This is a genomic window from Halomonas sp. KHS3, assembly GCF_000830495.1.
In the GTDB taxonomy this organism is placed as follows: Bacteria; Pseudomonadota; Gammaproteobacteria; order Pseudomonadales; family Halomonadaceae; genus Vreelandella; species Vreelandella titanicae.
Genome location: NZ_JWHY01000008.1, coordinates 160,367 through 179,198, shown reverse-complemented (window position 1 = coordinate 179,198; position 18,832 = coordinate 160,367). Strand labels below are relative to the sequence as shown.

The following is an 18,832-nucleotide window of genomic DNA, read 5'->3' as shown; positions in this document are numbered from 1 at the left end:
TATAGTTTTTTTATGGCTTGCGGGGCCGGATGCTCCCTTTGTTTTCAAGGATGAAAGCGCGATTAGCGCCTGGGTAACCAGGCGCTTTTTTTATGCCTGAAGATCCAACAAATACGGATCGAACCTCACCACCTCTTCTCCCACGTGCTCGTTAATCTCTTTAAAAGTGGCTTGGAGTGGTTCTAGCTCGTTGGCCACATATACCTTGGCGGCTTTTTCCGCGTCGCCAAATCCGGCGGCATTTTGAGGCACCACGCCCATTAGCTGCGGCGGGATTCGATGCCCGGCCAGCTGGTCGTCGCGGGTGATGTTTTTGATGTTGTAGAACTCGTCTTTCGCCGCGACCTCACTCACCGGGATAATCTGCACCCCGTCCTTTTTGCCCCGGGGGGAGTAAAGGAACAGGTTGCGGAAGTTGCCCGGGCCTTTGCTGTTTTTCAGCGCCTTGCGCATGTCGTCGATGTCTTTTTGATCGTGGGCCGGGTCGTTGACGTACATGATGAAGCCCGCGTGGCTGCCGTTGAGGTAATACCGGCGGCGAAACAGGGTGGCGGATTCGTTGAGCCAGGCGCTTTGTAGGCTGCCGATGTAGTCGGGCACGCCATAGATCGTTTGATCAATGTCGGGCTCTAGCAGGTGAACGGTGCGCCCTTTGGGTAGCTCCACCCGCTCCATGTAGTTGGGTACCCACCAATAGCGGTCATTCTCACCGCGACGCATATACTTGGCGCCGCGATGCTGCAAACCCAGCCGCCGCCCTAACCGCCCGCGCACATCCTCAAGGTACCCATTACCAAACACCAGGTAGTCGAGGGCCAGCGAGCTAAAGGTGCGACGATTCAGCAGCGGGTGGGGAATAAAGGTTTTCAGCAGGATATTGCGCTTCACCTGCAAGGCGCTGCCGTGGTGGGCGGTGGCCCGGTAGCTCTTGGCCAACACGCTTAGCGGGATCGGCGGCTCATACCACTCATCCGGCGTTAGCCACACCCCTTCGTACCAAACATCACGCATGCTGGTGACCGGCTCCGGATCGCCAAAGGTGAACGCCTCCATACGGCCGCTACCGGTAGCCACCGCCGGGGCGGTATCGTTTTGAACCTGATACGCAGGCACGCGAATGCGCGGCTTGGCCGCCGCGGTGTTAGTCGTCATCGTCGGAAAACTCCATGATGGAACGCCCAGCGCCTTCACTGGCTGGGCCGTCGAGTGGCTCAAAATGTAGGGCGTGCATGGTGGCCCACGCTAGATCCGCGTGGCCGGTCGCTTTGCTGCGGCCGGAAACATAAGTGAACTGGCGGCCACTGCCGGTCAGCTCTTTTTTGATCGCCATAAAGGAGGCGGCGAGATCCGACCAGCCCGCATCAAACTCCAGCCGGTCTTTACGCATGATCTGCTGGGCTTGCAGCACCATTGAGGTTTTTAGCGAAACGTCATAGCGGTAGCGCACTACCGTGGGGAACCACTTCTCAACGTACTCGGCCACCGCACCGCCGATGCCGGTGGTGTCGATACCGATGTGACCAATGGTGTATTTGTCGCGGAAGGATTCGATAAAGGCGGCCTGGTCTTCGTAGTCCTGGCCCTTCAAGCGGTGCCGCTCCAATACACGGTGCTTTTCGTTGCTCGAGCGCGCAGGCAGAACCACCACCAGCCCCGCACCGTCGCCATCTTCGCCGGTACCGGTGGGGTCGTAACCAATCCACACTTCCCGATCGCCCACCGGTCGAGGCGCAAAGGGCCGGTAGTCGTCCCACACTTCCCAACTATCGACCATGCAGGCTTTCATCACCGCCAGCGGGAAGGCGCTTTGGCTGTCATCGACAAAGCCACACATCAGCAGGTTGTCGAATTCTTCCGGCGAGTACTCCATGCGCAGCTGCTCAAGATCGAACAGATCACAGCCACCCTCGATAGCATCCAGCACCGTCACGATCTGCCGCCAATGGCCATCCGGGCACAGCTTGCCGTTCTTCAGCGCCTCATGGCTGACATCAAACTCGGCGCGCTCGGATTTTTTACGCCGCTTGTTGAACAGCTCACCGTTCCAGAACGGATACCCCTCATGGCCAACGCTGGAAGGCGTACTGAAATACGTCTGCCGCCACTTCTTATGCATGGCCATGCCAGACGTAACCTTCCTGAACTCGGCAAAGCGATGAATCCAGAAGTACTCATCCAGATAAACATCACCGTGATAGCCCTGGGGGGTTTTTGAGTTGGTACCCAGGAAATGCAGCTCGGCGCCGTTATCCAGAACAATCGGATCACCTTTAAGCTCCACATCGCACACCTCTTTAACGAACTGCACGATGTAGTTGCGGAAGATATGCGCCTGGGCGCGGCTGGCAGAAAGGAAGATCTTGTTGCGCCCGGTTTTGAACGCATCGACGATCGCTTCCCGGGCGAAGTACCAGGTGGCCCCAATCTGGCGGCTTTTGAGAATGTTACGGATGCGGTGCTTCTGGCCCGCTTCCAGCCACACCGCCTGGTACTCAAACAGCGATTCCAGAAACGCCGCATCCAGCGCCTCGACCTGCTCTTCTTCCAAGGCATTACGCCGGGGCTTCTTCTTCGGCCCGGCATTACGGCGCTCGATATTGGGATTTAGATCCGCCTCGCTGCCGCTTTCGTGATACTTGCGAATCCTGGCCAGCCGCTCAATCTGCCGACCCAGCAAGTCAATTTCCTTGTAATCGACCGGCTCTTTTTTCGGCTTGGTGATGAGCTGCACCATGCGCGCTTCAATCGAGTGTTCTACCCGTTCGGTGGGCGTTAGATCATCCCAACGGTCGCGCGCCTTCCAGCTGTGAATGGTGGCGGGCTTCTCACCAATAAGCTTGGAAATATGCGAAACCCGCCACCCCTGCCAATACAGGTGGCGGGCGGCCATACGTGGGGATTCTTTAAGTTCGATGGGAGCTGTCGTCGTCATGTCGCCAGCGTACCCGCCGCGCGCGAAGCCCACGCCTGCCGCGCCTTGTGCTAGCCCGCCCGCACAACGCGCAACCGTTGAGCCAAAACGCTTACACGCGGAACCTGAGCGCACATCAACCGCCGCCCCGCTCAGGAAGCCCAACATGTCTGGAAAAACTAAAAAATTCCGCGTCGCCACTGAAGGCGCAACCACCGACGGCCGCGAGATCCAGCGCGAATGGATCGAGCAGATGGCCGCCAACTACGACCCCAATAAGTACGGCGCCCGCGTCTGGATGGAACACATTCGCGGCATGACCGCCGACAGCGTTTTTAACGCCCTCGGCGATGTGCTCTCGGTAGAAGCCCGCGAAGTCGAAGACGGCAAGCTGGCCCTGTTCGCCGAGATCGACCCCACCGACGAACTCAAGGCCATCAACAAAAAGCGCCAAAAGGTCTACAGCTCCATTGAGGTAAACCCCAAGTTTGGCGACACCGGCGAAGCCTACCTGGAAGGCCTGGCGGTCACCGACTCCCCCGCCTCGCTGGGTACCGAGATGATCAAGTTCAGCCGCGAAGCGGGCGATGCCTCGCCACTGGCCAGCCGCAAGCAGCACGCCGAAAACGTGTTCACCGAAGCGGTAGAAATCGAACTCGACTTCAGCGAAGAGAAACCACCCGCCGCCGAAGGATTGAAAGCCAAGATCGCCGCGCTGTTCAGCCGCCAGGACACCAAAACCGCCAAAGGCTTTGAAACCTTCCGTACCGAACTGGAAGGCACCTTGGAAGTGGTCGCCGAGCACTACAACGCCCTAGCCGACGAACTGGAAACCCGCCCCACCGCCGACCAGTTCAGCCAGCTGCAAACCGCCCACGACGACCTGAAAAAGCGTTTTGACGAGCTATACACCCAGCTTGATAACACGCCGGACACCTCACGCCGTGCCCCCGCCACCGGCGGCGAGGCCCAGCTAACCGACTGCTAAGCGCGGGCCGCACCCGACAACGCCACCACCTCAAGGAAACCCAATGCGCAACGATACCCGTAAAGCCTTTAACGCCTTCAAAACTCGGTTAGCCCAGCTAAACGGCGTCGACAACACCGGCGAACAGTTCAACGTCGAGCCCAGCGTACAGCAAACGCTGGAGAGCAAGATGCAGGAATCCAGCGCCTTCCTAGGTCAAATCAACGTCATTGGCGTGGATGAGATCAAAGGCCAGAAAGTCGGCCTGGGCGTCTCCGGCCCCATCGCCGGTCGCACCAACGTCGATGAAAAAGACCGCAGTACCCGCGATGTCACCGAGCTAAGCGATACCACTTACGAATGTGTCAGCACCGAATTTGATACCCACATTCGCTGGGCACAGCTGGACGCCTGGTCGCGCTTCCCAGATTTTCAGGCGCGCATCCGCAACGCCATCATCAAACGCCAGGCGTTGGATCGCATCATGATCGGCTTTAACGGCACCAGTGCCGCCGTGGAAACCGACCGCACTACCCACCCGATGCTGGAAGACGTCAACAAAGGCTGGCTGCACCACTACCGCACTCACGCCCCCGCCCGCGTACTCACCGGCGGCGCCACGGCGGGCAAAGTCGCCGTTGGCCCGGCGGGCGACTACAAAAACCTCGACGCCCTGGTATTCGATGCGGTGAGCGAAATGATCGACCCCTGGTTCCGGGAAGACACCGCCCTGGTGGCCATCATGGGCCGCAAAATGCTGGCCGATAAATACTTCCCGATGATTCAGCAGTACGCCGAAACGCCCAGCGAAGCCCGCGACCTAGACATGATGGTCAGCCAAAAGCGCGTCGGTGGCCTGCAAGCCGTCCGCGCCCCCTTCGTGCCCGACGGCTCCCTGCTGATTACCTCCCTGGCCAACCTCTCGCTCTACTGGCAGTTGGGCAGCCGCCGCCGTCATGTCATCGACAACCCCAAGCGCAACCGCATCGAAAACTACGAATCCAGCAACGACGCCTACGTGGTTGAGGACTACGGCTTCGGCTGCCTGGTTGAAAACATCGAACTGACAGAAGCCGAATAAGGGGAACCGATGAAAAGCCCAGCCCGTAAACACTACGAGCAAGTGACCGCCGCGAAAGCGGCGGGCGCTGCCACCCCAGGCCAGCAGCAGGCAGGCGAGCAGTACGAGCTCCACGCCGCTGCGCTCTATGACGCCACGCGCACGCTGAAAAGCATCAAATCGATCCAAGCCAAAATCGAGAAAAAGCGCGAGCTGCTGCCCGACTTTCTGCCCTATGTGGAAGGCGTATTAAGCGAAGGCAACGGCGCCAAAGACGACGTGCTCATGACCATGATGGTCTGGTGCATCGACGTGGGCGATTTTGAAAAAGCGCTCGCCATTGGAGCCTATGCCGTGAAGCACAACATCGACACACCCGACCGCTACGCCCGGGACACTGTCAGCATCCTGGCCGAAGAGATCGCCGAAGGCGTCAAAAGCGCCCTGGCCAAGGAAGATGCCGACGCCGATGCCCTCGCCAACGTCATGGCCCGCGCCGCCGCCATCGTGGATAACCACGATATGCACGATGAGATCAAAGCCAAGCTGCACAAGACCTACGGCTACGCCCTGCGCGCCGCCGAAGATACTGAAGGCGCGCTTGATCAACTCAAGGCCGCGTTAGCGCTGGATGAACGTATTGGCGTCAAGCAAGACATCCAACGGCTGGAAAGCCAACTCAAAAAACAGGGTGGCCAGGCCAAGGCCTGACACCAACCGAGTCGCACCCCGACGGCAAGGGGGCACCGCCCAGCAAGGGCTTTTAGCCTCGCGCGAAGCGGTCCACCCCCTTCTTAACCCTGTCGGTCTAACAGGTGGCCATCATGTTTCCAAACAGCACCACCCACAACAGCGCACCGGCTGATGATCAGTTGGAAGTCATCACCAACAACGGCTTCTGGCCGGATATCGACCCCAACGCATTCCGCGAAGAGGAGCGCGTGTTCAAGGTCACGCCGCCGCGCATCCGCCAATCGCTGCGCGCCGCCGTGGCCGACGTTAACCGCCAGTTGGCCAACTACCAGCACGCGCACCAACAAGCTGGCCGCATGGCCTGTGATGCCATACCGCCGGAACCCTGGCAAAGCCCAGGGGATATCCAACTGCTCTACCTGCGCGCGGTTTACGCCCAGGCCCAGGCGGATCTTTTAGAGCGCTACCGCGACGCCTCCGCCACCGGCAAAGGCGACGAACGCGGAGAGGCAAAGGATTTAGCCGCCGACGACTACCGCGCGGATGCCCGCTGGGCCATCGCTGAGCTCGTCGGCCGCAGCCACACCACGGTCGAGCTGATATGAAGCGCACCGTGTACGCCCACCAGGGTGAAACGCTGGACGCCCTGCTTTACCGCGTATACGGCAAAACCGCCGATATCACCGAGCAGGCGCTACAGCTAAACCCGCACCTGGTCACCCAGGGGCCAGTACTGCGCGAAGGCACGCCGGTCACGCTGCCCCCGCCACCGGACGCACGCGACACCACCCAACCGCCCATCCAGCTTTGGAACTAAGCGACCATGAGCCACCCGTATGAAATCACCACCGAGAGCGTCAAAGCCGCCCCACCGGCCATCGTCTCCCTACTGCATATGGGCGGCATGACGCCCGCCGACTGGGTCACGGTACTCACGCTGCTCTATCTCGCGCTGCAAATCGGTCTGCTATTGCCGCGCTACCTAAAACGCATCCGAAACTACCTAGAGGAGCGCCGCCGTGAGTCTTAAACGCCGCCTTGCCATTGGCGCAACGGCGGGCGCGCTCAGCATCGCCACCGCCGTGGTCTCCTATTACGAAGGCTACCAGCCCACCGCCTACCGCGACCCGGTCGGCGTGCCCACCATCTGCTTTGGCCACACCGCCACCGCACGCATGGGGCAAACGCTTAGCCAGGAACGCTGCACTCAGCTTCTGCAGGCGGATCTTGGCCACGCCTTTTCGGCGCTGGATCGCCGTGCCCAGGTGAACCTGCCGCCGCCCACCCGCGCCGCGCTCGCCTCCTTTGTTTACAACGTGGGGGAAGGCGCCTTTGCCCGTTCCACCCTGCTGCGCAAACTCAACGCCGGGGATCTACGTGGCGCCTGCCACGAGCTAAGCCGCTGGGTATACGCCGGTGGCAGAAAGCTAAACGGCCTGGTCAAACGCCGCGCCACGGAGCGCGAGCTGTGCTTGAAAGGCATCGATCAGGAGCCAGCACCATGACCCGCCTACTCACTGCCCTGGCCATTCTAGTGCTGGTCGTGCTGGTGACCTGGGCGCTCTGGCAGCGCAGCAACGCCGCAGATGCCCGCGCCGAACTGGCCGAACAGCAGCTGGCTGAATCCCACTACCGGGAACAAAAAAGCCTGGTGATTATTGATGCGCTTTGGGAGAACGCCCGCCGCCTGGAAGCCCAACGCCGTGCGCTGGATGAACAGCAAGCGGCGCTTAGCCATACCGCCGCCAACCGCTTGGCCACCATAGAGGAACTGCAACGTGAAAACGCCACGCTACGCGCTTGGGCCAACACTCACCTGCCTAGCGCTGTTATCCGCCTGCGCAAGCGCCCCGCCGTCACCGGTGCCAGTGATTACTATCAATCGCTGCGCGACGCCGAGCCCCTGCAGCCTGCCAGCGAGTAACCCGCAAACCAACGGCGAACTGCACCTGCAGTTGGAAAGCACCGAAGCCGCCTGGGCACAGTGCGCCGCCGAAGTGGATGCCATCATCCTTTGCCACAGCGAAGCACCGCAATGATCAAACTCCAGTCCCTACGCCAACACCTGCTCGCCTCAATCCCAGAACTAAAGCGCAACCCCGAGCAGCTCCATACCTTCGTCAATGACGGCAAGATCAAGTTTGCGCGCGGTACCAACCTAAGCCACCAATACACGGTCGATGCCCAAATCATCATTACCGACTACAGCGGCAGCCTCGACACGGTGATGGTTCCGCTACTGCAGTGGCTCAACAGTTACCAGCCCGATTTAGTCGAAGATGAAGCCGTTCAGATTGAGGCCGAGATACTCAACAACACCCATTGGGATCTCGCCTTAACCGTCCGCCTCACCGAACGCGTCGTCGCCAAAGTGGATTGCCAAACCGGCGACATCAACGCCGAACACCGCATGCCTGAATACCCGGTGGACGCCTGCCCGGCGAAAAGCTGGCAGCTGTACGTCAAAGGCCCAAGCGATGCCGAACACGTACTTAAAAGCGAATGGCAAAGCCCAGGTGGCGGCGAATGAGTGACGACCTCCAACAGCTGGAAAGCTGGCTAACGCCGCTAATCAACAAGCTCAGCCCCAAAGAGCGGCGGGTGCTGGCAAGGGAAGTCGCGCGGGATCTGCGCATTGCCAACCGCAGCCGCATCAAGGCCCAAACCAACCCCGACGGCGCGCCGTTTGAACCCCGCACCCAACTACGCGGCCGCAGCGGAGCCATCCGCCGCAAAGCGATGTTCACCAAGCTGCGCACCGCTAAATACCTTCGCATCAAAACCACGGCAGACACCGCCGAGGTGGGTTTCCTGGGCCGCATTAACCGCATCGCCCGTGTACACCACTACGGCCTGCGCGACCGCGTCGAGAAAGGCGGCCCACAACACCAATACGCCCGCCGCGAGCTGGTGGGTATCACACCGGCCGACCGTGAACGCATCGCCGACAGCGTGCTAAACCACCTTTCACCGCCCGGCCGTTAACCGCTACTTGTCCTGGCTAGTTGGCACAACGCCCACCGCTACCCATCCGCCCGTAACGCCACCACCATTAGCGGCATGACTAACGCCGCCGAACTACTCCGCCTGATACATAACCTGATTCGCTTTGGCACCATCGCCGAGGTGGATCACGGTAATCCCACCGCCGACCCGCCGAAACCGCCGCGTGTGCGGGTCGATATTGGCGATATGAAAACCGGCTGGCTGCGCTGGATCGAAACCCGCGCAGGCACCACACGCACCTGGTGCCCGCCAACGGTCGATGAGCAGGTCATCGTTATTTCTCCCGGTGGGGATCTCAATGCAGGCGTGGTGCTAACGGGTCTGTTTCGTGATCTTCACCCCGCCCCCAGCGATAACGGCGACCACTTCCACGCCGTGATGCCCGACGGCGCGGTGATCGATTACAACCACGTTGAGCATCATTTGAAGGTCGACATTCCTGGCGACATCACCATCAACGCCACCGGCGAGATCCGCATTACCGCCAGCGGCGATATGCACCTCAAGGGCCGCAACATTTATGAAAACTAAGCCTGTAAAAGCCAGGGAGCTATCACATGGGCGTTAAAACCAGCGATGAAAACGCTATCGATTACACCGACGACTTCGCGCAAATGATCGCCGTCGGCGAGCAGATCCGCGACGAACTCACGCTGATTCGTGAAGCGCTCTATGCCGGTAAGCAAGCAGGCGGCGATTCACTGGCCACCAGCCAACACGCCATTGCCCAAGCCATTGAGCATATCCGGCAACGGGCTAGCCAAGAGCAGCTGGGCATTTTCACTCGTCCCATCACGAAAGGTGATGGCGGCCTAAGCCGCGCCGCGATGATCAATGCGCTCAAGCAAAGCAATCAGCTCGATAACGTGCGTCAGGAAATGGCGGCCCCTACGCCGCTATAGGAGAACACTATGCCCGCAGCTACCCGAGTCGGCGACATCTGCACAGGCCACGGCTCATGCTCTCCACGGCCGTCGGTGTCAGGATCGCCCAATGTGTTTGTGAACAGCATCCCCAGCCACCGCGTGGCCGATGCCTGGGCGCGTCACTGCTCCCATGAATCCGTGTTAGCAGCGGGCTCCAAAACAGTATTCGTGAACGGCCGCCCCAAAGGCCGCGTTGGCGACCCGGTCGCTTGCGGTTCGCTGGTGGCCACCGGCTCGCCCAATGTCTTTGTAGGGGGCTAACCATGGCAGGCATGCGCACATCAAACGGCCACCTGGTTAGCGGGCTAGCCCATATCCAGCAAAGCATCCGCGACATACTAACGACCCCGATTGGCACCCGCGTGATGCGTCGGGAGTACGGCTCGCTGCTGCCGGAACTGATCGACCAGCCGCTAAACGACACCACGCTGCTACAGGCTTACGCCGCCAGCGTGATGGCCATTACCCGTTGGGAGCCAAGAGTGCGCGTGCTGCGCGTCAACCGCCAGGTGGATGCCAGCCAGCACGGCCGCGCCATGCTGGAGATCGATGCTCAAACCCACGATGGCCAGCGTTTTCACGTCGAGGTGCCGTTTACATGAGCACACCCATTGACCTCTCCCAGATCACCCCGCCGGATGTGATCGAACCGCTAGACTATGAAGCGCTGCTCAGTGAACGCAAAGCGCGCCTGATTGAGCTTACCCCCAGCGATGAACGGGAAGACCTGGCCGCCACCCTGGCGCTTGAAAGCGAACCGCTTACCAAGCTGCTGCAGGAAAACGCCTACCGTGAACTGCTGCTGCGCGAACGCATTAACGACGCCGCCCGCGCGGTGATGCTGGCCTACGCCGCCGGTGGCGACCTTGACCAAATGGGTGCTAATTTCCAAGTCACGCGTCTAATGCTCGACCCCGGCGACCCCAACGCGGTGCCGCCGGTACCGCCTACGTTTGAACACGACCGCGACTTTCGCGCCCGTATCCAGTTAGCGTTTGAAGGGTTATCGGTGGCCGGGCCGGTGGGCGCCTACCAGTTCCACGCCGCGGCGGCTCATCCCGACGTGCGCGACGTGGCCGTGGAAAGCCCCGAACCGGTGGATGTAGTGCTCACCGTGCTATCCCGCAAAAACGACGGCATCGCCACCCCTGCATTGCTCGATACCGTGCGCGACTACCTGGAACCCTTCCGGCCACTGACCGACCGGCTCACCCTGCAGCCCGCCGACCGGGTCGACTACACCATCAACGCCACGCTGACCCTGCGCCCCGGCCCGGATGCGGAGCTGGTGATCGAGGAAGCCCGCCGAGAGCTAAACACCTACACCGACGCCCGCTACAAACTCGGCACCTGGGTGACCCGCTCCGGCATCAGCGCCGCGCTCACTATTCAGGGCGTGGAAAACGTCACGTTGCATAGCTGGCAGGATCTACGCAGCCAACCCCACCAGGCACCCCGCTGCACCGCGATTCACTTAGCAACGGAGCGGCTGCCATGATGCATCTGCTACCGCCCAACCGTAGCCCACTGGAAGCCCGCGTTGCTGCCTCGCATCCGCTCGCCCTGCCGGTACCGCTGCGCACACTCTGGAACCCGGCCACCTGCCCGGCGGAACTGCTGCCGTTCCTCGCCTGGGCGTTTTCCGTAGATGTATGGGAAGCCGACTGGCCCGAAGCCACCAAGCGTGCCGTGATCGCCGAAAGCTTTGCCGTGCACCGCATCAAAGGCACCCGGCTGGCCGTGGAAAAAGCCCTGGCCGCAATGGGTATCACCGTCACGCTCACCGAATGGTTTGAGCATCAACCGACTACCAAGCCAGGCACCTTCCGTGCGCGCCTGCACCTGAACGACAACCGCGAAGTAGCCGACCAGCTCAGCGGCACGTTTTATCAGCAGATCCACCACGCCATTCAAAGCGCCAAGAATCTGCGCAGCCACTACGATTTTTCGCTTTCCGCCCAGTTCGGCCCCAACCGTATTGGCGTGGCCAGTGCCCAGAGTGCCGCCGGTTTAGCCCGCAACGATGCCTGCCCGACCCAACCGCCACTCGAATTGGCGACGGGCATGGTAACGGTGAGCACCCTGCAGCCCGCTTCGTTTTCGCGTGCGGCTACGCGCCCAGTTCAACCACCGCTGGAGATCGCTGGCGGAATGGCTGTTACAGCAGCGCATGAGGCCTGTTCCTTTACTCGACGCGCGGCACAGGTAACGACGGACACCACGCTCTCAACGGCGCGGCTCGCCATTATCAGTGCCTGTCGCGGGCTGGCCGTCACTCGTCGGCTTATGGCCAACGCCCCCGATACCGACCTGCCCGCTTCTGTGGCCCAAGCTAACCTCCCGGCAGCTTCGCTGTTAGTCGCCGGTGCCTGTCGCGGATTCGCCGTTACTCATCACACCATGGAGAGCACCACATGACAGCTCTGGTACCCGTTATTACCACGGCAGGCCTCGCCGCCGTATTCAATGCCGAGAGCGATGGCCTCGCCGCGCGTATTACGCATATCGCCATCGGTGACAACGCCCGCAATCCCGGCAAGAACGAATTCACGCTGGTTAACGAACGCAGGCGCGTCAGCATCGCCGATGGTCAACGCGTCAGCCCCCACCAAATTCACCTCACCGGCGTAGTGGATGGCGATGGCCCCGAGTTCTGGGTGCATGAAGTGGGCTTCTTTCTGGAAGACGGCACCCTGCTCGCCGTCTGGTCGGATGCCCAGCCGCTAGCCTACATCTCCAACGCGGTACCGCTGCTGCTGGCGTTCGACTTACGCCTGGACGCCCTGCCCGCTGAATCCGTCACCGTAGAAGGCACCGGTGCCAATCTTTCCCTGGCCGCCTGGGGCGAGCAGTACACCGCCAACGCGGCCGCCATCGTCGACAACATGGCCCGGCAGGTGGATCTGCTGTTCCGCGTTAATGAGTTAGAGAAACGCCCATGAGCACCCAGGCCCCCACGCTCTCCATGGTCGCCGGTACCACCTACCGCTTTAGCGCGGCATGGGCCAGTGAAGACGCGGCCGCGACCCCGGTGGATCTCACCGGCTGCGAGGCCACGTTTGTGGTGGCCACGACTCAGGGCGCGCCGCTGCTTACTTGCGAAACCGGTAACGGTATCGAGCTGGTACACAGTGAAGGCGGCATCAGCGTACACATCCGCCCCGAACAAACAGCGGGCGCCGTATCGCCGGAGTGGTCGGGCGCCCGTTACGAGCTGCGCATCACGTTCCCGTCCGGCGATGTGTACAGCCTGCTGCGTGGCCACTTTCAGCTAACGCTGGGGGTAGTTCATGACTAACGCCACTCGCCTCACCGTTCAAATGCCTGCGCGCTCGGTCACGGTTCACCTACCCGCGCCGCCACGCTTCCAAGTGATTAGCCACGGCACGCAAGGCCCGCCCGGCACCCTTTCGCCGGAGATCCTGGCCCAAGTCGCGGAGGCTCGGCAAGCCACTCACCAGATCGATAGCGTCTTGGCCGCACTCACAGACGCCATCAGTTACCACGGCGGCATGATCGCCGCCCAGGAGGACGCCACCCCATGAGTTTTGATGAAAACCTCATCGCCCTGCGCCAAGCCGTCACCCACACCCTGGGGGTGATCGACGGCAAGCTGCGCAACAAGGCGAATAAGGCAGACGTGCCCACCATCGAGCAGATCGACCAGCGTTTTAGTGCGCTGGCCGGTAGCGCGCCGGAAACCCTGGACACCCTCGCCGAGCTGGCCGAAGCCCTGGGCAACAACCCCAACTTCGCCACCACCATCACTGAAGAGCTGGCTAAAAAAGCCACCAAGGCCCAAGTCGGTGAAATGGAAAACCAGCTCGGCGAAACCCTCACCGCCCTAACCGACGCCTTCACTCAGGGCGCCGCCACTATCCAAAACAGCACCACCAATGAACAGGAGGCCACATGAGCCTAGAAAGCCAGATCAGCGCGCTAGTGAGCGCCGCTAATAAGTTGACTACTGAAGTCGCCAATAAGATGAAGGGGATTGATCAGAAAGTTGATAAGGCGACGGAGAGTGTTCCCACCACTATTCGTGAAATGGCGTCACAGGCATTTTATGTTAATTCTGACGTTGGCGTAGACGCATCAAGCCGCAACGGCTCATCGTCGGAACCTTTCAAAACGGTGCTTTACGCTGCATCTAGAGCAGCGCCAGGAGCACAGGTTGCAATATACCTACGGGGTAATGCCGACCATATATGCGAAGTACCTGAAAACGTATCCCATCACAATCATTTCCACGGAAAAACGGTCTTCATTAGTGGCCAAAGCAGCAGATGGGAAGCACAAAACCCTAGTCGATTATTGTGCCGAGCTACCTTGTGGCCCAAGGATACTCGCTTTTCTCGATGCAATTATTTCGAGGGCAGTTCCTTAAAAATTGCTTTCTATCAAGTGGAAATCGAGACTCAGAACACAACGGGTGTAACCGTCTTTGGCGATGACGGTGGCACACCTCCTAGTTTCGGAGGCCTTTTTACACGCGGCACCACTACGGGCGGCTATCTCGATGCCAGCATCCACTTTTTAAGGGTTAATTTAAAAATGAGCGGCGGCTTGAGGCTAGTAACCGGCTATTCAGGGGCAGTGGGTATCTTTACCGACCTTTTCACAATTTCAGGCGATTCCTCTGTGCCGGTGCCCATTATAACGCGCAATTTCACGCTATCTTTCCGTCTTGGAAATCTAACGGCAGAGGGCTTTAGTGGTTCTACACTGCCGCAAATTTTAGGCTACAACGCGGCTCAGTCAGCGGAAAGCATCGTCGTTTAATAAGGAATCAAAACTATGATTATTAAAAGCCAGATTATTAGTGGCACTCATGTTTTAAACTATGACGCCATCGATAACTTTAACAAGCTCCCATTAGATGAGCTGTTAAATGCCGTAAACGCCCAATTAAATGATGAAATCGACACTGCCGCTGGCAACGCCCGCGCCGCCTTCGTCAGCCCCGGTAGCTATATCGATCAGGAGTACCTGCTGGCCAAGCAGGAAGCCAGCGATTGGTTAGCAGGCGGCAAAGATGAAACGGCCATCCCCTCCAGCGTCAGCGACCACATGGCCATGTTTGAGGTCAGTGCCGAAGCGGCCGCCCAAGAGATCGTCGCCACCGCCGAGCAATGGGAAACCGCCCTGCGCGATATCCGTAACCTACGTCTAAGCGGTAAAGCAGCCGTGCAACGCGCCGACACTATTGAAGCCGCCGAGGAATCGGCCCAGCAAGCCATCGAGCAGCTCAACCGCTACCGACCACCAGAAGCGTAACACCTGCCCTAAACGAATGAAGCCCGCCAATGTTGGCGGGCTTCACACTTCGGAGCTAGAACGATACGTTACCTAACGCCACTGACATGGCTATCGCTTAGCAAAGCATCCATAAACAGCGGATCATCAAACAGCTCATCCAGCGTTTCTTCAATCGCCAATTCTACAGGCCTGGCTAGGTTAGACGCAGACTGGTACATCAGGCCTTTATATTCAGGGGCAACGGATATTTCTCTGCTGAACAGCACCTCATCGGCTTCTGACATCACCTCTAGCTGAATCGTAGACTTACCTACCGCCTTGCCTGTAAAGAAGGTGTCTATCAGGTGTAAGTTCGAGTACAGCTCGGTGATATCGCCTTGAATAATGACAGAAGCATCACCGTCTAACCCAAACCCTCTGGCTAACAACTCCTGCTCGATGGCAGCTTTCACGGCTTCTTCTACTGGCTCCTCACTATGAATCGACGCCATCGGAAAGCCCCAGCTGTGTCGTTTATGACTGATACGGCGTTGATCCTCACGCGCATCCTCAACCACAACATTGACCGCGACCTGCGAAGCACCCTCAACAGGGGTAACATCCGGCTGCGGTTCATAGGCCAGCTTATGAGACTCAGGTACGGCCGCACAGCCGTGCAACAGCGCTAACCCAGCCAACAACCCGATAATTTTCAAGCACTTCATGTGTTCCCCTTGCAGCATCATTTTTTAGTTTTGAGGTTTAGTTTGCCGGGAAACCTTAAAGGTAAATTATGGTTAGTCAACTTGTTTTGATAGTAACCAACGCGCCTACACCATCGAAGCCGCAGAGGCCGCCGCTCAGCAAGCCATCGAGCAGCTTAACCGCTACCGACCACCGGAGGTTTAAGCGCCTAACCTGGATGAAGCCCGCTACTTAGCGGGCTTAACTACTCTCTTCCCCAGCTCGTACCACATCTTTTCAATTCCATAATTGTCTCCGACAATAATAGGAAACCCAGCAATTCTACACTTCTTTGCAAACTCAGTGTTTTTTCCACCTGTACAACCTCTTTCATAAGCTAAATAACAGCCGAATGCTTTTTTTAACTTCTCATCATACAGATAGCTAGATAACTCAGGTGCGCGCTCAATACACTTTTCGACTATTTTAAAATTTGATTCAACAATTTGTAGCAAGAATGCTGCTTTAATCCCTTCCCTTCCTTTTATCTCTTTACTTGGAAAGATTTTCTCAAACGTTTCAAAGCCTATATGAATCTCATAGTCATTAAAAAGACTCTCTAATTGATTATCGGTATAGTATTCAATCAAGTCACCACTAACGCCAAAACCATACTTATGAAAAAATTTTGCTATATTCATTTCAAAATGATCATCTAATCTTTTTCTAACCTTAGGAAACACTATAGTGCTAATGCTATAAGCTTCGTTTTTCAAACGTTCCTGTTCTTGATGTTCAAGCATTTTATTTTGCTGTTTCAATGTTATTAAAACGCTTCCTAAAGTTCCTACTACCGCAAACACTCCTACAGTACCGGATAAGTAGGTACCGAAATTTGCCCAATCATCAGTCGAGTTTGAAAATTTAGGTGGCCAAGCCATGCTGCCAAATTGACGAGTATATAAGACCAGGGGTAATAGCATTAAGAAAAATGCTACACATCCCAGCACCCATCGATAGTGTTTATTTTTCACCTGGCCTCCCAGTCTAATTTAAGTTTTCGCAGTTATTCTGCACTGTCCCCCACCTCCCGCACAACGCCCGCCACTACCCTCCCGCGCGAAGCCTGCCCACCATAGCAGCACACCTCAACCGTACCCGCTTGAACCTGCGCAGGAGACAAGCATGGCCCAGGATTACCATCACGGCGTCCGCGTCGTCGAAATCAACGAAGGCACCCGCCCCATCCGCACCGTGGCCACCGCCGTTATCGGGCTGGTGGCCACTGGCCCGGAGGCGGACGCCGAACGCTTCCCCCTCGATACGCCGGTGCTGGTCACCGATATTTACCGCGCCATTGGCGATGCCGGTACCACCGGCACCCTGGCCCGCTCGCTGCGCGCCATTGTGGAAGAAACCCGCGCCCTGTGTGTGGTGGTGCGCGTGGCAGAAGGCCAAGACGAAGGCGAAATCACCGCCAACGTGATTGGCAGCGTCACGCCCACCGGGCAAAAGACCGGCATCCAGGCACTGCTGGCCGCCGAGCAGCGCTTTGGTGTGAAACCGCGCATTCTCGGCGTGCCGGATCTGGATAACGAAAACGTCGCCACCGCCCTGATCAGTGTGGCCATCAAGCTGCGGGCCTTCGCTTACGTATCTGCTTACGGCTGCGAAACCAAAGAAGAAGCGGTGATGTACCGGGAGAACTTCGGCGAACGGGAAGCCATGGTGATCTGGCCCAACTTCCAGAACTTCGATGTGAACGCCCAGGAATCCCGCCCGCTCTCCGCCGTTGCCAAGGCGCTCGGCCACCGCGCCCGGTTGGATAACGAAATCGGCTGGCACAAAACCCTCTCGAACATGCCAGTGAATAGCGTTACCGGCATTACCCACGATGTGTTTTGGGATCTCCAAGATCCTGCCACCGATGCCGGGTATCTCAACGCCGCCGAGGTCACCACCCTCATCAACAAAAGCGGCTTCCGTTTCTGGGGCTCCCGCACCTGCACCGAAGACCCACTGTTCGCGTTTGAATCATACACCCGCACCGCGCAAGTCCTCGCCGACACCATCGCGGAAGCGCATTTGTGGGCGGTAGATAAGCCCATGCACCCTAGCCTGGTGCGCGACATTATCGAAGGCATCAACGCCAAGTTCCGCGAGCTTACCCGCAAAGGCTACATCCTCGGCGGTGAAGCCTGGTTCGACCCTGAGCTGAACAGTAAGGAAGTGCTGAAGAGCGGCAAGCTCTACATCGACTACGACTACACGCCGGTGCCGCCACTGGAAAACCTCATGCTGCAGCAGCGCATTACCGACCGCTATCTGGTCGATTTTGCCGACCGCATCAACGCCTAACAGGAGCAACTGACCATGGCACTCCCCCATATCCTTAAAGACTTCAACCTGTTCGGCGACGGCAACAACTGGCAGGGCCAAATCCCCGAACTCACCCTGCCCGAGTTGGCCCGCCGCATGGTCGAGTACGAAGGCGGCGGTATGGAAGGCCCGATCGAAGTCGACCAGGGCAACGAACTGCAGGAATTCGAATGGACGGCCGGCGGCATGATTGTCGATATCTACGAAAGCTACGGCAGCCCCATCCACGACGCCGCCATGCTGCGTATGACCGGCTCTTACGAATCCGACGAAGACGGCGAGATTATCCCGGTCGAGATCGTCATGCGCGGCCGCCACAAGACCATCAACATGGGTGACGCATCAAAGGGCGACAACAACCAGATCAGCGTCACCACCACCCTTTCGTACTTCAAATTAATCGTCGATGGCGAAGAGGTCATCGAGCGCGACGTTCCTGGTTTCATCTTCAAAGTACGTGGCAAGGATCGCTTGGCAGAGCGCCGCGCCGCCCTTCAGGTGTAAACAGCCCGGCCACTTTCCACCCACGGCCACCCCGGTGGCCATACCCAACTCTTAGGAACCCATCATGACCGATAAGACCGAAAGCCAAAGCATCGACACCCAAGCAGTTGAGAAAAACGAAGAGCAAACCACCGCCACCGCCCCAGGCGTGCCGACCGAAGTAGTGCCACTGGAAACCCCGCTGCAGCGTGGCAAAACGTTGGTTAAAGAGATCACCGTGCGTAAACCCATGTCCGGCGGTATGCGTGGCGTCAGCTTGGTAGACATCATGAACTTCGAAGTTACCGCCCTGCATAAAGTGTTGCCCCGCATCACTACGCCATCGCTCACCGAAGCCGAGGTGAAAACGCTCGATATCGTCGACCTTATTCAGCTCGGCACGGCGCTCAACGGTTTTTTGATCCCAAAGAAATTCAAGGAAACCGAGGCCTAGCCCTTCAAAAAAGAGCCCTTCCCGAGTTCGT

At 58.6% G+C, this 18,832-nt stretch carries 30 protein-coding genes; 26 read left to right on the top strand and 4 right to left on the bottom strand.

Annotated elements, in window-relative coordinates; genetic code table 11:
- Window positions 1-90: 90 nt before the first annotated feature.
- Window positions 91-1,152, bottom strand: coding sequence for a phage portal protein (locus RO22_RS18030; protein ID WP_084625452.1), 1,062 nt, complete (start codon window positions 1,150-1,152; stop codon window positions 91-93).
- Window positions 1,142-2,932, bottom strand: coding sequence for a terminase large subunit domain-containing protein (locus tag RO22_RS18025; RefSeq protein WP_041159003.1), 1,791 nt, complete (start codon window positions 2,930-2,932; stop codon window positions 1,142-1,144). The genes RO22_RS18030 and RO22_RS18025 overlap by 11 nt, the downstream gene beginning before the upstream one ends.
- A 145-nt stretch (window positions 2,933-3,077) precedes the next feature.
- Between RO22_RS18025 and RO22_RS18020 the strand changes: the two genes are divergently transcribed.
- From RO22_RS18020 to RO22_RS17915, 23 genes are all read left to right on the top strand, one after another.
- On the top strand, window positions 3,078-3,899 hold the full coding sequence (locus RO22_RS18020; RefSeq protein WP_041158972.1) for a GPO family capsid scaffolding protein: 822 nt from the start codon (window positions 3,078-3,080) through the stop codon (window positions 3,897-3,899).
- Window positions 3,900-3,942: 43 nt separating this feature from the next.
- Window positions 3,943-4,959, top strand: coding sequence for a phage major capsid protein, P2 family (locus RO22_RS18015; RefSeq protein WP_041158971.1), 1,017 nt, complete (start codon window positions 3,943-3,945; stop codon window positions 4,957-4,959).
- A 9-nt stretch (window positions 4,960-4,968) separates the two neighbouring features.
- Complete coding sequence (gene gpM / locus RO22_RS18010; RefSeq protein WP_041158970.1) at window positions 4,969-5,649, top strand: phage terminase small subunit; 681 nt, start codon at window positions 4,969-4,971, stop codon at window positions 5,647-5,649.
- Between the two features lie 113 nt (window positions 5,650-5,762).
- The gene (locus RO22_RS18005; RefSeq protein ID WP_041158969.1) at window positions 5,763-6,236 is read left to right on the top strand and encodes a head completion/stabilization protein; all 474 of its coding nucleotides are present in this window, start codon (window positions 5,763-5,765) and stop codon (window positions 6,234-6,236) included.
- Window positions 6,233-6,448, top strand: a complete 216-nt coding sequence (locus RO22_RS18000) for a tail protein X (protein ID WP_041158968.1) — start codon at window positions 6,233-6,235, stop codon at window positions 6,446-6,448. The genes RO22_RS18005 and RO22_RS18000 overlap by 4 nt, the downstream gene beginning before the upstream one ends.
- Before the next feature lie 6 nt (window positions 6,449-6,454).
- Complete coding sequence (locus tag RO22_RS17995) at window positions 6,455-6,661, top strand: hypothetical protein (protein ID WP_041158967.1); 207 nt, start codon at window positions 6,455-6,457, stop codon at window positions 6,659-6,661.
- A complete protein-coding gene (locus tag RO22_RS17990; protein ID WP_041158966.1) occupies window positions 6,651-7,136 on the top strand; it encodes a lysozyme in 486 nt (161 codons plus the stop codon). Before RO22_RS17995 ends, RO22_RS17990 begins: the two co-directional genes overlap by 11 nt.
- A complete protein-coding gene (gene lysB, locus RO22_RS23890; protein ID WP_052475680.1) occupies window positions 7,133-7,555 on the top strand; it encodes an Rz-like lysis system protein LysB in 423 nt (140 codons plus the stop codon). Before RO22_RS17990 ends, lysB begins: the two co-directional genes overlap by 4 nt.
- Window positions 7,458-7,670, top strand: a complete 213-nt coding sequence (gene lysC, locus RO22_RS25380) for an Rz1-like lysis system protein LysC (RefSeq protein WP_138800245.1) — start codon at window positions 7,458-7,460, stop codon at window positions 7,668-7,670. The genes lysB and lysC overlap by 98 nt, the downstream gene beginning before the upstream one ends.
- A complete protein-coding gene (locus tag RO22_RS17980) occupies window positions 7,667-8,161 on the top strand; it encodes a phage tail protein (protein ID WP_052475679.1) in 495 nt (164 codons plus the stop codon). The genes lysC and RO22_RS17980 overlap by 4 nt, the downstream gene beginning before the upstream one ends.
- Entirely contained in the window at window positions 8,158-8,616 is a 459-nt protein-coding gene (locus tag RO22_RS17975; protein WP_041158965.1) for a phage virion morphogenesis protein, read from the top strand. Before RO22_RS17980 ends, RO22_RS17975 begins: the two co-directional genes overlap by 4 nt.
- Window positions 8,617-8,691: 75 nt before the next feature.
- Entirely contained in the window at window positions 8,692-9,168 is a 477-nt protein-coding gene (locus RO22_RS17970; RefSeq protein WP_052475678.1) for a phage baseplate assembly protein V, read from the top strand.
- 26 nt (window positions 9,169-9,194) lie between these two features.
- A complete protein-coding gene (locus RO22_RS17965) occupies window positions 9,195-9,539 on the top strand; it encodes a hypothetical protein (RefSeq protein ID WP_041158964.1) in 345 nt (114 codons plus the stop codon).
- 9 nt (window positions 9,540-9,548) lie between these two features.
- A complete protein-coding gene (locus RO22_RS17960; protein WP_041158963.1) occupies window positions 9,549-9,824 on the top strand; it encodes a PAAR domain-containing protein in 276 nt (91 codons plus the stop codon).
- 2 nt (window positions 9,825-9,826) lie between these two features.
- A complete protein-coding gene (locus RO22_RS17955; RefSeq protein WP_041158962.1) occupies window positions 9,827-10,165 on the top strand; it encodes a GPW/gp25 family protein in 339 nt (112 codons plus the stop codon).
- Complete coding sequence (locus RO22_RS17950; RefSeq protein ID WP_041158961.1) at window positions 10,162-11,061, top strand: baseplate J/gp47 family protein; 900 nt, start codon at window positions 10,162-10,164, stop codon at window positions 11,059-11,061. The genes RO22_RS17955 and RO22_RS17950 overlap by 4 nt, the downstream gene beginning before the upstream one ends.
- Window positions 11,058-11,981 (top strand): phage tail protein I, encoded by a 924-nt coding sequence (locus RO22_RS23885; RefSeq protein WP_052475677.1) that lies wholly within the window; start codon window positions 11,058-11,060, stop codon window positions 11,979-11,981. The genes RO22_RS17950 and RO22_RS23885 overlap by 4 nt, the downstream gene beginning before the upstream one ends.
- Complete coding sequence (locus RO22_RS17940) at window positions 11,978-12,505, top strand: phage tail protein (protein WP_052475676.1); 528 nt, start codon at window positions 11,978-11,980, stop codon at window positions 12,503-12,505. Before RO22_RS23885 ends, RO22_RS17940 begins: the two co-directional genes overlap by 4 nt.
- Window positions 12,502-12,861, top strand: a complete 360-nt coding sequence (locus tag RO22_RS17935) for a hypothetical protein (RefSeq protein WP_041158960.1) — start codon at window positions 12,502-12,504, stop codon at window positions 12,859-12,861. The genes RO22_RS17940 and RO22_RS17935 overlap by 4 nt, the downstream gene beginning before the upstream one ends.
- Complete coding sequence (locus RO22_RS17930) at window positions 12,854-13,108, top strand: hypothetical protein (protein WP_041158959.1); 255 nt, start codon at window positions 12,854-12,856, stop codon at window positions 13,106-13,108. The genes RO22_RS17935 and RO22_RS17930 overlap by 8 nt, the downstream gene beginning before the upstream one ends.
- Window positions 13,105-13,479: a hypothetical protein gene (locus RO22_RS17925; protein ID WP_041158958.1), complete on the top strand. Its 375-nt coding sequence runs from the start codon at window positions 13,105-13,107 to the stop codon at window positions 13,477-13,479. Before RO22_RS17930 ends, RO22_RS17925 begins: the two co-directional genes overlap by 4 nt.
- A complete protein-coding gene (locus RO22_RS17920) occupies window positions 13,476-14,345 on the top strand; it encodes a hypothetical protein (RefSeq protein ID WP_041158957.1) in 870 nt (289 codons plus the stop codon). Before RO22_RS17925 ends, RO22_RS17920 begins: the two co-directional genes overlap by 4 nt.
- Before the next feature lie 15 nt (window positions 14,346-14,360).
- Window positions 14,361-14,840 carry a hypothetical protein gene (locus RO22_RS17915; RefSeq protein WP_041158956.1) on the top strand — a complete coding sequence of 160 codons (480 nt, stop codon included), beginning with the start codon at window positions 14,361-14,363 and terminating at the stop codon, window positions 14,838-14,840.
- Between the two features lie 68 nt (window positions 14,841-14,908).
- On the opposite strand, the gene RO22_RS17910 is transcribed toward RO22_RS17915, so the two are convergent.
- Both RO22_RS17910 and RO22_RS17905 read right to left on the bottom strand, forming a co-directional pair.
- On the bottom strand, window positions 14,909-15,526 hold the full coding sequence (locus RO22_RS17910; protein ID WP_041158955.1) for a YajG family lipoprotein: 618 nt from the start codon (window positions 15,524-15,526) through the stop codon (window positions 14,909-14,911).
- Window positions 15,527-15,733: 207 nt separating this feature from the next.
- Entirely contained in the window at window positions 15,734-16,519 is a 786-nt protein-coding gene (locus tag RO22_RS17905) for a hypothetical protein (RefSeq protein WP_152618918.1), read from the bottom strand.
- Window positions 16,520-16,670: 151 nt separating this feature from the next.
- Here RO22_RS17905 and RO22_RS17900 point away from each other — a divergent pair, with 151 nt between their 5' ends.
- The 3 genes from RO22_RS17900 (at window position 16,671) to RO22_RS17890 (ending at window position 18,801) form a co-directional block, all read left to right on the top strand.
- Window positions 16,671-17,843: a phage tail sheath protein gene (locus RO22_RS17900; RefSeq protein ID WP_041158953.1), complete on the top strand. Its 1,173-nt coding sequence runs from the start codon at window positions 16,671-16,673 to the stop codon at window positions 17,841-17,843.
- Between the two features lie 15 nt (window positions 17,844-17,858).
- Window positions 17,859-18,368, top strand: a complete 510-nt coding sequence (locus RO22_RS17895) for a phage major tail tube protein (protein WP_041158952.1) — start codon at window positions 17,859-17,861, stop codon at window positions 18,366-18,368.
- 64 nt (window positions 18,369-18,432) lie between these two features.
- Window positions 18,433-18,801: a phage tail assembly protein gene (locus RO22_RS17890; RefSeq protein ID WP_084625448.1), complete on the top strand. Its 369-nt coding sequence runs from the start codon at window positions 18,433-18,435 to the stop codon at window positions 18,799-18,801.
- Window positions 18,802-18,832: the final 31 nt, after the last annotated feature.

Coding starts and splice junctions, on each gene's coding strand:
- RO22_RS18030 (WP_084625452.1), bottom strand. CDS start 1,152: ATGACGACTAACACCGCGGCGGCCAAGCCGCGCATTCGCGTGCCTGCG.
- RO22_RS18025 (WP_041159003.1), bottom strand. CDS start 2,932: ATGACGACGACAGCTCCCATCGAACTTAAAGAATCCCCACGTATGGCC.
- RO22_RS18020 (WP_041158972.1), top strand. CDS start 3,078: ATGTCTGGAAAAACTAAAAAATTCCGCGTCGCCACTGAAGGCGCAACC.
- RO22_RS18015 (WP_041158971.1), top strand. CDS start 3,943: ATGCGCAACGATACCCGTAAAGCCTTTAACGCCTTCAAAACTCGGTTA.
- gpM (WP_041158970.1), top strand. CDS start 4,969: ATGAAAAGCCCAGCCCGTAAACACTACGAGCAAGTGACCGCCGCGAAA.
- RO22_RS18005 (WP_041158969.1), top strand. CDS start 5,763: ATGTTTCCAAACAGCACCACCCACAACAGCGCACCGGCTGATGATCAG.
- RO22_RS18000 (WP_041158968.1), top strand. CDS start 6,233: ATGAAGCGCACCGTGTACGCCCACCAGGGTGAAACGCTGGACGCCCTG.
- RO22_RS17995 (WP_041158967.1), top strand. CDS start 6,455: ATGAGCCACCCGTATGAAATCACCACCGAGAGCGTCAAAGCCGCCCCA.
- lysB (WP_052475680.1), top strand. CDS start 7,133: ATGACCCGCCTACTCACTGCCCTGGCCATTCTAGTGCTGGTCGTGCTG.
- RO22_RS17980 (WP_052475679.1), top strand. CDS start 7,667: ATGATCAAACTCCAGTCCCTACGCCAACACCTGCTCGCCTCAATCCCA.
- RO22_RS17975 (WP_041158965.1), top strand. CDS start 8,158: ATGAGTGACGACCTCCAACAGCTGGAAAGCTGGCTAACGCCGCTAATC.
- RO22_RS17970 (WP_052475678.1), top strand. CDS start 8,692: ATGACTAACGCCGCCGAACTACTCCGCCTGATACATAACCTGATTCGC.
- RO22_RS17965 (WP_041158964.1), top strand. CDS start 9,195: ATGGGCGTTAAAACCAGCGATGAAAACGCTATCGATTACACCGACGAC.
- RO22_RS17960 (WP_041158963.1), top strand. CDS start 9,549: ATGCCCGCAGCTACCCGAGTCGGCGACATCTGCACAGGCCACGGCTCA.
- RO22_RS17955 (WP_041158962.1), top strand. CDS start 9,827: ATGGCAGGCATGCGCACATCAAACGGCCACCTGGTTAGCGGGCTAGCC.
- RO22_RS17950 (WP_041158961.1), top strand. CDS start 10,162: ATGAGCACACCCATTGACCTCTCCCAGATCACCCCGCCGGATGTGATC.
- RO22_RS23885 (WP_052475677.1), top strand. CDS start 11,058: ATGATGCATCTGCTACCGCCCAACCGTAGCCCACTGGAAGCCCGCGTT.
- RO22_RS17940 (WP_052475676.1), top strand. CDS start 11,978: ATGACAGCTCTGGTACCCGTTATTACCACGGCAGGCCTCGCCGCCGTA.
- RO22_RS17935 (WP_041158960.1), top strand. CDS start 12,502: ATGAGCACCCAGGCCCCCACGCTCTCCATGGTCGCCGGTACCACCTAC.
- RO22_RS17930 (WP_041158959.1), top strand. CDS start 12,854: ATGACTAACGCCACTCGCCTCACCGTTCAAATGCCTGCGCGCTCGGTC.
- RO22_RS17925 (WP_041158958.1), top strand. CDS start 13,105: ATGAGTTTTGATGAAAACCTCATCGCCCTGCGCCAAGCCGTCACCCAC.
- RO22_RS17920 (WP_041158957.1), top strand. CDS start 13,476: ATGAGCCTAGAAAGCCAGATCAGCGCGCTAGTGAGCGCCGCTAATAAG.
- RO22_RS17915 (WP_041158956.1), top strand. CDS start 14,361: ATGATTATTAAAAGCCAGATTATTAGTGGCACTCATGTTTTAAACTAT.
- RO22_RS17910 (WP_041158955.1), bottom strand. CDS start 15,526: ATGAAGTGCTTGAAAATTATCGGGTTGTTGGCTGGGTTAGCGCTGTTG.
- RO22_RS17900 (WP_041158953.1), top strand. CDS start 16,671: ATGGCCCAGGATTACCATCACGGCGTCCGCGTCGTCGAAATCAACGAA.
- RO22_RS17895 (WP_041158952.1), top strand. CDS start 17,859: ATGGCACTCCCCCATATCCTTAAAGACTTCAACCTGTTCGGCGACGGC.
- RO22_RS17890 (WP_084625448.1), top strand. CDS start 18,433: ATGACCGATAAGACCGAAAGCCAAAGCATCGACACCCAAGCAGTTGAG.